Source organism: Gardnerella sp. DNF01195, from assembly GCF_049244175.1.
In the GTDB taxonomy this organism is placed as follows: Bacteria; Actinomycetota; Actinomycetes; order Actinomycetales; family Bifidobacteriaceae; genus Bifidobacterium; species Bifidobacterium leopoldii.
This window is the reverse complement of sequence record NZ_CP058383.1, coordinates 667,521-680,955: the sequence shown is the minus strand read 5'-3', so window position 1 is coordinate 680,955 and position 13,435 is coordinate 667,521. Positions and strand designations below refer to the sequence as shown.

Annotated in this window: 8 protein-coding genes; 1 reads left to right on the top strand and 7 read right to left on the bottom strand. The window is 40.0% G+C overall.

The genetic code is table 11. The features are described 5' to 3' along the window. Positions 1 to 26: 26 nt before the first annotated feature. The 7 genes from rpsB to uvrA all read right to left on the bottom strand — a co-directional run bounded on the left by rpsB (position 27) and on the right by uvrA (position 11,524). Positions 27 to 845: a 30S ribosomal protein S2 gene (rpsB, locus tag HXT43_RS02455; protein WP_004574276.1), complete on the bottom strand. Its 819-nt coding sequence runs from the start codon at positions 843 to 845 to the stop codon at positions 27 to 29. Between the two features lie 309 nt (positions 846 to 1,154). Next, the gene (locus HXT43_RS02450; RefSeq protein ID WP_004106598.1) at positions 1,155 to 1,643 is read right to left on the bottom strand and encodes a peptide deformylase; all 489 of its coding nucleotides are present in this window, start codon (positions 1,641 to 1,643) and stop codon (positions 1,155 to 1,157) included. Between the two features lie 64 nt (positions 1,644 to 1,707). After that, positions 1,708 to 3,747, bottom strand: coding sequence for an AMP-dependent synthetase/ligase (locus tag HXT43_RS02445; protein WP_421781072.1), 2,040 nt, complete (start codon positions 3,745 to 3,747; stop codon positions 1,708 to 1,710). A gap of 287 nt (positions 3,748 to 4,034) precedes the next feature. After that, positions 4,035 to 4,625: a hypothetical protein gene (locus tag HXT43_RS02440; RefSeq protein ID WP_004106594.1), complete on the bottom strand. Its 591-nt coding sequence runs from the start codon at positions 4,623 to 4,625 to the stop codon at positions 4,035 to 4,037. A gap of 365 nt (positions 4,626 to 4,990) precedes the next feature. Continuing rightward, positions 4,991 to 6,121 (bottom strand): GuaB3 family IMP dehydrogenase-related protein, encoded by a 1,131-nt coding sequence (locus tag HXT43_RS02435; RefSeq protein WP_004106592.1) that lies wholly within the window; start codon positions 6,119 to 6,121, stop codon positions 4,991 to 4,993. 67 nt (positions 6,122 to 6,188) lie between these two features. Continuing rightward, complete coding sequence (uvrC, locus tag HXT43_RS02430) at positions 6,189 to 8,531, bottom strand: excinuclease ABC subunit UvrC (protein ID WP_174191563.1); 2,343 nt, start codon at positions 8,529 to 8,531, stop codon at positions 6,189 to 6,191. 101 nt (positions 8,532 to 8,632) lie between these two features. Beyond that, positions 8,633 to 11,524 carry an excinuclease ABC subunit UvrA gene (gene uvrA, locus HXT43_RS02425; protein ID WP_254597021.1) on the bottom strand — a complete coding sequence of 964 codons (2,892 nt, stop codon included), beginning with the start codon at positions 11,522 to 11,524 and terminating at the stop codon, positions 8,633 to 8,635. 284 nt (positions 11,525 to 11,808) lie between these two features. On the opposite strand from uvrA, the gene HXT43_RS02420 reads away from it, so the two are divergent. Beyond that, positions 11,809 to 13,410, top strand: coding sequence for an ABC-F family ATP-binding cassette domain-containing protein (locus HXT43_RS02420; RefSeq protein WP_012914200.1), 1,602 nt, complete (start codon positions 11,809 to 11,811; stop codon positions 13,408 to 13,410). The last annotated feature ends 25 nt before the right edge of the window (positions 13,411 to 13,435 follow it).

Genomic DNA, 13,435 nt, shown 5'->3' with positions numbered 1-13,435 from the left:
TAAGAATCTGGTTGCAAATTAGCTTATCAGGCGTTTGCCTCAGTATTTTCTTCCTTGGCAGGCTTAGCTTCAGCTTCGCCTTCCTTGGTGAGCAATTCCTTCTCCCAAGCTGCCATTGGCTGAGCATCATTACCTTCAGACTTAGCGCCCTTACCGGCATGCTCAAGCAAGCCTTCAGCTACAGCATCAGCCATCAAGCTGGTCAATAACTCAATGCCACGAATAGCATCGTCGTTAGCAGGAATTGGATACTCAACAGACTCAGGATCAGTGTTGGTATCAACAATTGCCACAACTGGAATACCAAGCTTATGGGCTTCTTCAACAGCCAAAGCTTCCTTGTTAATATCAACAACGAACATGGCGGATGGAGTGCGGTTCATGTTGCGAATACCACCGAGCTGCTTGGAAAGCTTGTCCTTCTCGCGCTCGAGAAGCAAAAGTTCCTTCTTAGTCAAGCCGGATCCACGAACATCGCTGAAGTCCATTTCCTCAAGTTCCTTCAAGCGCTTTACGCGAGTAGAAACAGTCTGGAAATTGGTCAACATACCGCCAAGCCAACGCTCGCAAACATAAGGCATGTTTACGCGAGTTGCCTGATTCTGTACAGCTTCCTGAGCCTGCTTCTTAGTGCCCACGAAGAGAACAGTGCCGTTGTGAGCAACAGTCTGCTTGATGAAGTCATAAGCCTTGTCGATCATGTCGAGAGACTTGAACAAATTGATGATATGAATACCATTGCGCTGGGTAAGAATGAACTGCTTCATCTTTGGGTTCCAGCGACGAGTCTGATGACCGAAGTGCAAACCAGCCTTCAGCATTTCGCTCATGGTAATCTGTGCCATATCTATATACCTTTCTTGTCGGTTATTTCCTGGCCATGTCTGTTCGCATGCAACTTGGCTGACACATGCCTAAATCCAAGCCGACCGACACGAACGGACGCGTACATGGCGCGTATTTGCGAATCCGTGTAGACAATAAAAAGCGAGCAATCATATAACGCGGCAATACTCATGCTCAAAATGGACACGCAGAGAGTGATTATATCAGATACTCAATACCAAAAATCGGCATCCTTGTAGCAATAAAAGCAACAAAAATGCCGATAACTTTTAAAAAATTATTTACACATAACGCATAAAAACTAAAACTTAGCTACGCATATTATTGCGCAACTCACGCAACGCTTGACGGCGCACATCCTTTTCAAGCCTATCTAAATAAATATGACCATCTAAATGATCACACTCATGCTGAATCATTCTAGCCATAAGACCTTCACCTTCAAGCACTACAGTCTTACCATCTAAATCAATTCCACGAGCTCTAGCATAATTTGCACGCCTAGTTTTGTACCATAATCCCGGAACAGAAAGGCAACCCTCGTCGTCGTACTGTTCACCTTTTAGCTCTTCAATTACTGGATTTAGAATATAGCCAATTCGACCATTTATATTGTAAGAAAAAGCTCTAAAACTTACACCAATCTGATTAGCAGACAATCCAGCTCTACCTGGATCATTTACCGTTTCCAATAAATCATCAACTAAATGTTTCACAGCTGGCGTAATTTCACGAATCTCATCACAAGGAGTTCGCAATACGGGATCCGGAACAATACGAATTTTTCTAATAGACACTCGATTACTCTTTCTTTTATGTAAGTAGGAATAACGAAAAAACAACTACAAATATGTAAGCTTTTTACTCGACATGTTCATTATGATCACTATGCGATGTCGAAGAGGAATCTGATGAAGATTCTTCACCAAAACGCTTCAAATGATTCGCAGCTTGATCGATAGCTTGACGTACTCGAGGAGTTACAGCTTCCTGTGCTTGCTTAACAGTCTCCTGTGCTTGCTTAACAGTCTCAGTAGTTTTATCGAGAATCTTTACAGTTGCTGGCAAAGGACGAGTATTAGGCTTTGGAGCATACAATTGCGTTTCGATAATATCAGCATAGCGAGCAAGAATCTTCGGACGAACAATCTTCATACTTGGAGTCAAGGTTCCAGCATCTTGAGTAAATTCATCTTGCAAAATAACAAACTTACGAACAGACTCAGCGCGAGAAACAGTACTATTAGCTTGGTCAATAAATTGCTGAATTACTGAACGCACTGCTTCGTTAGTAGCAATCTCACTCATAGTAAGGTTAACATCCATACCCTTATTCTTTAGCCAAGAACGAACCATATCTGGATCAAGCTCAATTAAAGCAGAAACAAATGGCTTACCATCGCCCACTACTACAGCATGAGAAACTAATGGGCATTGAGCAATAATACCTTCCATAGGAGCAGGACTTATATTCTTGCCACCGGCAGTAATAATAATATCTTTTTTGCGACCAGTAATAGACAAGAATCCTTCATCATCTATTGAGCCAAGATCGCCTGAATGCAACCATCCATCTTCGTCAATAACTTCTGCAGTAAGCTCAGGCTTATTGAAATATCCCATAAATACGTTAGGACCTTTAATAAGCACTTCATCGTCGTCAGCAAGACGGATAGCTATACCAGGACCAGGTCGACCTACAGATCCAACTTGATTTGCATGCTCAAAATTAACTACACAAGGAGCGGCAGTTTCAGTCATTCCATACCCTTGAATAAAAGTAATACCATCAAGACCATTAAAGAAATGAGCCAAATCAGCATCCATTGGAGCTCCACCGCAAGCTAACCATGAAAGATTAGGACCTAAAGCTGAACGAATAGAAGAACCAACTGTTTTCATGTACATCGCATGATTCATGCGTGCAGCAAGAGAATGAGTTTTACCTTCAACATTGTCGCGAGACCATTGAATGAAATGCTTTACAGCTTTAGCAAAGATACGACCCTTTATGCCAGCACCAGCTTTTTGTGACGCAGCATTATAAACTTTTTCAAAAACTCTAGGCACGCCAAGTAAATACGTAGGCTTAAAACTACGCAAATCAGCCAAAAGATGCTTAGCATTAGGCACATATCCAATAACACCGTGAGCACCAATAGCAACATATTGAATGTACCGAGCAAAACAATGCGCCAATGGAAGGAATAAAAGCAAACGATTTGGTTTGCATAACATATCGTTAAGAACATCGTAACCAGCAAAAACAATATGCGTAAAATTACGATTTGAAAGCATTGCGCCTTTAGGTCTACCAGTCGAGCCAGAGGTGTAAACAATAGTAGCTAAATCATCTGCCTTAACAACATCAACAGCTTTATTAAGCTCATCCTCAGTAATAGATCTACCAAAATCAACAACTGCTTCCAAGCCACCAGCTTTGAAATTAAATACGGTTTTCAAAGTTATATGTTTATGATCCTGACGAACACGCTCTAAGCATTGAGCATGCGCATCGTCTCCAGCAAAAGCAATAACTGGCTTAACTTCATCGATAATGTCAGCTGCCTGCAATGCTGAATCTGTTTCATAAATAGGAACGCTTACAGCACCAATACACGCACAAGCAAAATCGACAATACCCCACTCATAACATGTAGCAGAGTAAATAACAACTTTGGAGCCATGCTGAACTCCGAGTGCTATTAAGCCTCGAGCTACTGCACGAACTTTCGCGAGCATTTCAGATGAAGCAACATCATGCCAACGACGAGTTTCATCGTCTTGCCATTGAGCAACCAAGTCTTGTGGGCTACGCATAGCACGATTGGCGAGTAAGGAATAAATGGTATCACCGTCTTGAGTTGGGTGAATGGCTTCTACAGCAAATTCTCGGAGCATATTATTTATTGTACTTGATAACAGAATCGACACGACTGCACGAAGTACAAAAAATAATACTTAATATTGTCATTTACAAACAAACACTGGGAAAAAACTTAGATTCTACAAGTCGTGCAAGGTAGAATGTTTAATCTTACAAAAGTGAACCCCTTTATTGCTAAAATTGTTGAAAAATCAGCAAATCAAGCAATAAGGGGCTTATATTTATTTGAATATATGTACATAAGTCTTCAAACGCATTATCATAGATGTCTTATTTCAGCTACCTACTATAAGCGACGATTTTATCCTAGATCTGCATACGTGCAAATCCAACGATTATTTTTCAATTCCAAAGATAACGACGCCCAGTATTTCACAGGTCCTGCACAAATGCGCACAACACCTTCAAAATGATTCGGGCTGACTAACATTCCATTAAACAAACTCGGAACTGCAGGAAAACTACGCACAGCAGAGCGAGTTTCCGAATCGTTATTATCAGTGAAATACTCATCCATCAGTTTCCACATGTTAGTTAATTTAGTAATACAACTTTTTGTTAAAAGCTGCGACATTGCTGGAGAAATAGGCCTACCTCTCGAAATATCTGCAGCTATGCAAGCAATTTGACAAGTTTTTAAAGCTAAATTAACAAAAGCCTGCTCATCTCTACTGTCGAAATAACACATTCCAACATGGTATTTCAAGCATTCACGCGAAAAACCAACACTAACTTCACCCTCATATACAGGCAAGCTAATACGAGGTCTACAGAAAACATGTGGAGGATCCTCGTCATTGTTTTTCTTAGTCTTTGAGGACTTATCTTTCAGCTCATCATCACTGTAATCGTTATCTTCCATGCCATAGGCATCAGCAAAATCTATCTTCATGTTTCTCTCCTGTTTTAACAATTATTTAAAACTGTTGTTATTTAAAACTTGTTAAGCTTATATTTCTACAAACTAAACGAGTTTAGATAAAAGCTTACAACGTAATTTTTCTCTAACTGCGTAATTAATAAAAATGTGGATAAATTACAAAATATTCGTCGTTTTTATTGAAAATAAACGATTTTATGCGTGTTGAATTATACACATTACGGTTTAAAAGAATAGCAAATATAGCTAAAAATCATATTTATGCATAAATCAATAGAATGTTCATATAGATATAACAATTTTGAAAACAAAAATGGCGGCTCAGAGCAAATTACTGAACCGCCATATTTTATGCAATAAGCATCATACTTATAACACTAACGAATATCCTGATGGAATGGGTTAAATACTACGTTGCAACGCTGGAAGCTCTTAACATCAACATAACCTGTAGAAGCCATTGTTCTGCGCAATGCACCAACAAAGTTTGTAGTACCATCTGCTTCATGACTTGGACCGAAAAGAATATTTTCTAACGGAGCCACAGTGCCAACATTTGAGCGCATGCCACGAGGAAGTGATGAATGGCGAGCCTCAGCACCCCAATGAGTGCCATGACCAGGAGCCTCAGTTGCGCGAGCTAATGGAGTACCAAGCATAACTGCGTCAGCTCCAACTGCAAGAGCCTTAATAAAGCTGCCGGAATTACCCATTCCTCCATCAGCAATAATTTGCACGTAACGACCGCCGGATTCATCCATATAATCCCTACGAGCTTCAGCAACATCCGCAATGGCAGTAGCCATAGGTGCTTGCACACCTAAAGTATTCATTGTTGCGGATACTGCTCCGCCGCCAAATCCGACTAAAATACCTGCAGCTCCAGTTCTCATCAAATGAAGAGCAGAAGTATAATCCGCGCAACCTCCAACAATAACAGGGACATCGAGATCGTAAATAAACTTCTTTAAATCAAGAGGTTCATGATCTTTAGAAACATGTTCCGCAGATACTGCTGTTCCGCGAATCACAAATAAATCAACACCAGCTTCTAGCACAGTGTTATATAATTCTTGCGTGCGTTGTGGAGAAAGAGCTCCTGCTACTGTCACTCCAGCATCTCTGATTGTATGCAAACGCTTTGCAATCAATTCTGGTTTGATTGGCTCAGTATAAATCTCCTGAATGCGGCGGGTTGCAATATTTGACGGCATCTCAGCTATTTCTTTTAACAAAGGTTCTGGATTCTCATATCGAGTCCATAAACCTTCTAGATCAAGAACTCCAAGACCACCCATTTGACCAATTGCAATCGCAGTATCCGGGCTAGTAACAGAATCCATCGGAGCAGCAATAATTGGGATATCAAACGTGTAAGCATCTACTTGCCATGAAGTAGATACAGCTTGAGGATCACGCGAGCGGCGCGAAGGAACAATAGCAATATCGTCAAGCGAATATGCAACTCGGGCTTTTTTGCCCAAACCAATTTCAATTTCCTGAGACATACTTCTTAGGCTAGTGCCTTATGCTGACGAGTTACGACTCATAGTAAGACTCATAGTAATTCAAAAGCTATTTATCATTATTTTTACGCAAAGCACTGTATATAGCTTTTGCTTTATTCTCGCCAATTCCAGGTACTTTTTGCAAATCTTCTAATGAAGCATTTTTCAAAGATTTTATTGAACCAAAAGATGCAAGCAAACGCTTGCGATACACTGCTCCAATTCCAGGAATTGCATCAAAAGTAGAATGCAATGAACCTTTTCTTCGCAATTTACGATGATACGAAATAGCAAAACGATGAGACTCGTCTCTAGCACGCTGCAATAAATACAATCCTTCTGAGCTTCTCTTAAAAATGATTGGATAATCTTCGTCAGGAAGCCACACTTCTTCAAGCTTCTTAGCTAAACCACAAACAGTAATATCACTTACGCCAGCATCTCTCATAGCTCTTTTAGCAGCTTTTGCTTGTTCTTTTCCTCCATCGACAATAATTAATTGAGGTTTATAAGCAAAATGCCGCGCACTAGTCAATGAATTACCTGAAAAATGCTTATTAGAAATACTGTTAGCATCGCAAATATTAATATCAGATGAGTCAGATGTATCTGATGTATCTGATGAATCTGATGCATCAAGCCTATTTTCTGCATAAACATCTTTATGCTTAAACCTTCGCAATAATGTTTCATAAACAGCACTTAAATCATCTATTTTACCATCACCATGTTCACCTCGAACCGCAAAATGACGGTACTCACTAGGACGAGCAACACCATCTTCAAAAACAACCATAGAAGCAACTTGATAACTGCCATCAACTGTATTTGAGATATCATAACATTCAATTCGCAAAGGAGATTTACTCATTCCAAGCGCTTTTGCTATTTCGTTCATAGCTTCTGTTCTCATATCTATGCTGTTAATACGGCTAGATTTTATTCGTTTCAATTCCTGACTAGCATTATCGTTTGCACGATCCATAAGAGCACGTTTTTCTCCGCGCTCTGCAACTCTAATACTTACTTGAGAACCACGAATATTGCTAAGCCACAATTCAAGCTCTTGCTTACGTTCATCAGAAATTTTAATTGGAACTATAATCTCACGAGGAACAGGCGAAATAGGAGCAAGTAAATCCTCACGGCCTGTTCTCTCTTGACGTTCACGACGAGTTTTAGTAGCTTGCGCTCGCAATATTACATCAGTTGCAGTAGCTTGTTGCGTAGAACTAACAGCGTCGCGAACTTTCTTAATGCTAATAGTATCTTCATGGTTTTGTGTGTAATTTTGCTCATATTCTGCGTATACGCGAGTTAATAAATCAGCTATAAGATCACTGTCACTGATATGCTCATTTCGTTCTACTGACCAATTTTTCTCTCCACGAATCATTCCAGCTCTGACAAAAAATACATGAATTGACGCTTCAAGCTCATCTCCGCAGAATCCAAAAACATCTGCTTCTACATCATTGTCAAACACAACTGCATTTTGTTGCAAAATAGTGTTCAAAACAGCAATTTCGTCACGCAATTTAGCTGCACGCTCAAATTCTAGCTCTTCACTTGCTTCTTTCATCTCATTCTTAATTTGTGAAATATAAGACTCTCCAACACTGCCTGTAAGTATGCCAACTACATGTTCTACCATCTTGCGATGTTCGCTAGGATCTATGTTTCCTATACAAGGAGCTGAACATTTACCAATCGAAGCAAATAAGCAAGGTCTACCAGTCCTATGAGCTTTGTTAAAAACAGAGGATGAGCATGTGCGAATAGGAAAAGTTTTAAGTAAAGAATCTAAACTATGACGAAGAGGCCACACTTTTGCATACGGACCAAAATATCTAGCATGCCGCGCACTACGATTTCTAGTAATCCATACTCTTGGAAAAGTTTCCTCTAGCGAAACTGCAACATAAGGATATGTTTTATCGTCACGAAAAACTACATTAAACCTAGGATTAAAAGCTTTAATCCAAGTATATTCAAGTGTAAGAGCCTCAAATTCAGTGCTTACAACAGTCCATTCCAAACTGCGAGCTGTAAGAACCATAGATTGAGTTCTAGGATGAAGTTGGTAAAGAGGTTGAAAATAATTCGCTAAACGATTGCGTAAATTTTTTGCTTTTCCAACGTAAATAACTCGCCCCTCGCCATCACGCCACTTGTATACTCCAGGTTGCGCTGGAATATCACGAGAAGCTGGACGGAATAAATCACGGGTATCACCAAGCAATGGAGCTCCTAATGCATTTACTCTTTCATCATCAAATGATGAATCTTTCGAAAACTGTTCATCTATTATTGCTTGCGTTTTACGCCATTTTTCACTATCTCTCATCCTATTTTCTTCTTGCAAATCATATGCTTTATAAGAATTTTTATTAAGATCATTATCTTTCATTTTCACCTCCTTTCCTAAACAAGATTTATGCAACTATTCATAAGATTTGTCGAGTAAATTTCTCAGTTCAGCAAATTACAGATCGGTAACTTTTTGAACGCTTAATGTAACATTTGCTTAAGGAATTTACCTGTCCAACTCTCGCCATTACGCACTACGCTCTCAGGACTACCTTCTGCAACTAAGGTTCCGCCTTTATCTCCTCCTTCTGGACCTAAATCAATAATCCAATCTGCAGATTTCACAACATCAAGATTATGTTCAATTACAATAACACTGTTGCCTTTATCTACAAGAGATTGCAAAACCGCTAGAAGTTTCCTAACATCTTCAAAATGTAATCCAGTAGTAGGTTCATCAAGAATATAAACTGTTTTACCAGTAGATCTTCTCTGCAGCTCTGTAGCAAGCTTTACTCGTTGAGACTCACCGCCAGAAAGCGTTGTTGCGCTTTGACCAAGACGAATATAGCCCAAGCCAACTTTTACTAAAGTATCTAAATATCGAGAAATAGAAGGATATGCTTTGAAAAATATTGCAGCTTCACAAATAGGCATATTAAGAACATCTGCAACAGACTTTCCGTTATATGTAACTTCCAAAGTTTCACGGTTATAACGTTTACCATGACAAACTTCACACTCTACGTATACGTCAGGCAAAAAGTTCATTTCTATTTTTAAAGTACCGTCGCCATGGCATGCTTCACATCTGCCTCCTTTAACATTAAACGAGAAGCGACCAGGACCATAGCCACGAACTTTTGCTTCTGGAGTCTGAGCAAACAATGAACGTATTTTATCCCAAACACCAGTGTAAGTTGCTGGATTAGAACGAGGAGTTCTTCCTATAGGATTCTGATCGACATGCACTACTTTGTCACAAAGCTCAATACCATCAATACGTTTGTGCTTTCCTGGAACAATTCGAGCACCATTTAGTTTGTCTGCAAGAACAGGATACAAAATTGAGTTTATAAGTGTTGATTTACCAGATCCAGATACACCCGTTATGCATGTGAATACTCCCAAAGGTATGCTTACATCAATATTTTTTAAATTATGCTCATGGGCATTAATTATATGGAGCATACGATTTTCGTCTACACTACGACGTTGTTTTGGCACATCTATTGAGCGTCTGTGAGCAATATAATCTCCAGTAATTGAACGCTGAGCTTTAATAATTCCATCAGACGGACCTGAATATACTACTTCTCCTCCATGCTCGCCAGCGTCTGGACCAATATCAACAAGCCAATCGGACTGACGAATAGTATCTTCATCATGCTCGACAACAATAAGCGTATTACCAAGATTTCGCAGATGATGCAATGTTGCAATCAAACGCTCATTATCTCTTTGATGCAATCCAATAGACGGCTCATCAAGCACGTACATAACACCAACTAAACCTGATCCAATTTGAGTAGCTAAACGAATACGTTGAGCCTCTCCACCAGACAAAGTTTTTGCAGCTCTTGAAAGAGTGAGATAGCTTAAACCCACATCGTTCAAAAAACCAAGTCGAGCACGAATCTCTTTTAATATTTCTGTTGCAATTACTGCTTGAGAACCATCCAAATGCAAAGCATTTACCCATGCTAGACTTCGCTCTACTGGCATATCGCAAACTTCAGCTATGGAAGTATTAGATACTGTAACTGCAAGAACTTCTGGACGTAAACGCTTTCCATTACATTTTTGGCATGGAACTTCACGCATATACGACTCATAATATTGACGCATTTGATCAGAATCAGTTTCGTCATGTTTGCGCATAAGCGTACGAACTACACCTTCAAAGCCAGTAGAATATTCACGCTGACGCCCCCACCTATTTGTGTAGGAAACTTGAACTGTGAAATCATGACCATACATGATGTCATGTTTAACGTCTTCCGCTAGATCCTTCCACGGAGTATTCATATCAAAATGCAAATCTTTAGCAAGTCCTGAAAGTATGTGCTGATAATACATTCCAGCTGACTTATTCATTGCCCACGGCTCAATAGCTCCCTGCGCAAGAGATTTGTCTGGGTCTGGGATAACAAGTTCAGGATCAATTTCGAGATTGTATCCAATGCCAGAACATTCAGAGCAAGCACCATAAGGAGCATTGAATGAAAATGTTCTAGGCTCAATCTCATCAAGCTCTAATTGATGATTATTTGGGCATGCGCGATGCTCCGAAAATGATTTACGACGCGTTTGTGAGTCTTCTGGTTCGTCAACAAAATCAGCAATTACTACTCCCTTAGATAGTTTTAATGCTGTTTCAATCGAATCAGTTAATCGAACACGAATGCCATCTTTAATAACTAAACGATCTACTACTACTTCAATTGTATGTTTCTTCTGTTTAGTAAGAGTAATATCTTCAGAAAGCTCATGCATTTGTCCGTCAATAATCGCACGAGCATAACCATCTGAGCGCAAAAGCTCAAGCGTGTCTTTAAATTCTCCCTTACGACCACGAACTACTGGAGCAAGAATTTGTAACCTCGTACGTTCTGGCATAGCAAGCAACGAATCAGTCATTTGCTGAGGAGTTTGAGAGCTTACTATTTGACCACATTCAGGACAGTGAGGCACACCAATCCTAGCAAACAATAATCGCAAATAATCATATATTTCTGTAATAGTTCCAACAGTAGAACGAGGATTACGATTCGTAGTTTTTTGATCAATAGAAACAGCAGGACTTAGGCCCTCAATAAAATCAACATCAGGCTTATCCATACGTCCTAAAAATTGGCGAGCATAAGCACTAAGCGACTCAACATAGCGTCGCTGACCTTCTGCAAAAAGCGTATCAAACGCAAGCGAGGACTTACCAGATCCAGAAAGACCAGTAAAAACAACCATACGATTCCTAGGAATCGATAAACTTACATTTTTTAGATTATGCTCTCTAGCACCCTGGATAGTTATTTTCCATTCAGAAGGAATACTAGATAAATCAGCTATAAAAGTACCGTTGTTAGCGCTCATAGGAGCATTATCAAGCAATTCTTGCAACGAGTCATTTTGTTCATTCGCCTGTTTTGACACAATTACCTCCACACTTCCCCATAATCACTTGAATATTCCCAACCAATACCCAATTTTATTACTAACAAGAAAATTATAGAACAAGTGTTCGAAAAAGTAAAGTATTTGACTATCAACCACATGCTGTATTCGTTACCAGTAAGCAGTATAATGGTGAGTTTGGTTATGACTTTTATAAGTAATAAATACTAACAGCCTAAATTTTGGGGAACGGAACAGACATTATGCCTATTGACGCACAAGCTTTAACCATTCAGATTGGTGCGCGAACGCTGTTAAATCCTACCGATTTTCACGTCACAAAGGGAGATAAGATCGGTTTAGTCGGCAGAAACGGCGCAGGCAAAACTACGCTTACTCGCGTTATTACAGGAGACATGCTGCCAGCAGGAGGCTCGGTTAGAGTTAGTGGAGGTTTAGGCTACTTACCTCAAGACACGCACGCAGCAGACCCAGAGCAAAGTGTTATAGATCGCATTATGAGTGCTCGAGATATTGCTTCTATCGTTTCGCGTATTCGCAAAGCGGAAAAAGAAATGACAGATCCAGATCCAGACATAATGACTAAAGCTATGAACCGCTACGACAAAGCAATGCAAGATTTTGAAAAAGCAGGCGGTTATTCAGTGCAATCTGAAGCAATATCGATGGCAACAAGCTTGGGACTTCCACAAGAAGTTATGCAACAAGCTTTAGGAACACTTTCAGGTGGTCAACGTCGCCGCATAGAACTTGCTAGAATTCTGTTTTCTGACGCAGATACATTAATTCTCGATGAGCCTACAAACCACTTAGACGCAGACTCAATAATATGGTTGCGCAATTATCTTAAACGATTTGAAGGCGGATTCCTAGTAATTTCTCACTCCACAGAATTACTAGACGAAGTAGTCAACAAAGTATGGCATTTAGATGCGCAACTTGCAAAAATAGACATGTACTCAATGGGTTGGAAAGCATACTTGCATCAGCGCGTAGTAGACGAAGAAAGACGTCGTCGCGAACGAGAAGTTGCAGAAAAGAAAGCTGAACGCCTTATGAAACAAGGCATTCGCTTGCATGCTAAAGCTACAAAAGCAGTTGCTGCTCAAAACATGATGCGAAGAGCTGAACGCCTATTAAGCGAAACAAGTGAAGCTCAAAAACAAGAAAAAGTTGCAGATATTCGTTTTCCAGAACCAGCTGCATGCGGAAAAACTCCAATTATGGCAAAAGATATTTCCAAAGCGTATGGTTCTAATATTGTTTTCGCTGGAATTAATCTTGCTATAGACAAAGGTTCACGCGTTGTCATTCTAGGCTATAACGGTGCTGGAAAAACAACAACATTACGCATTTTGGCAGGAGAAGAAACAGCAGATACTGGTGAAGTTCAATACGGACACGGATGCAAAATCGGTTATTTTGCACAGGAACACGATACATTAGACTTGGATTCTACAGTTTTGGAAAACCTTCAGCATGTTGCACCAAACCTGGATGACACGCAAGCACGTTCTATGCTTGGCAGCTTCCTGTTTTCCGGCGACGACGCAATGAAGCCTGCAAGAGTGCTTTCAGGTGGCGAAAAAACGCGTCTAGCACTTGCAACACTAGTCACTTCCAAGGCCAATGTGCTACTACTAGACGAACCTACTAACAACTTAGACCCAGCATCTCGAGATGAAATACTTAAAGCTATTGCAAAGTATGAGGGAGCAATTGTTCTTGTTACACACGATGAGGGTGCAGTTCAAGCCTTACAACCTGAGCGAGTGCTACTCATGCCTGATGGCGACGAAGACTTGTGGAATGACGAATATCTCGATTTAGTTGCCGAAGAGTAAAATGTTGAACTGAATTACTTGAATT

Excerpts from the sequence above, each read along its gene's own strand:
- rpsB (WP_004574276.1), bottom strand. The coding sequence starts at position 845 with ATGGCACAGATTACCATGAGCGAAATGCTGAAGGCTGGTTTGCACTTC.
- HXT43_RS02445 (WP_421781072.1), bottom strand. The coding sequence starts at position 3,747 with ATGCTCCGAGAATTTGCTGTAGAAGCCATTCACCCAACTCAAGACGGT.
- HXT43_RS02440 (WP_004106594.1), bottom strand. The coding sequence starts at position 4,625 with ATGAAGATAGATTTTGCTGATGCCTATGGCATGGAAGATAACGATTAC.
- HXT43_RS02435 (WP_004106592.1), bottom strand. The coding sequence starts at position 6,121 with ATGTCTCAGGAAATTGAAATTGGTTTGGGCAAAAAAGCCCGAGTTGCA.
- uvrC (WP_174191563.1), bottom strand. The coding sequence starts at position 8,531 with ATGAAAGATAATGATCTTAATAAAAATTCTTATAAAGCATATGATTTG.
- uvrA (WP_254597021.1), bottom strand. The coding sequence starts at position 11,524 with ATGAGCGCTAACAACGGTACTTTTATAGCTGATTTATCTAGTATTCCT.
- HXT43_RS02420 (WP_012914200.1), top strand. The coding sequence starts at position 11,809 with ATGCCTATTGACGCACAAGCTTTAACCATTCAGATTGGTGCGCGAACG.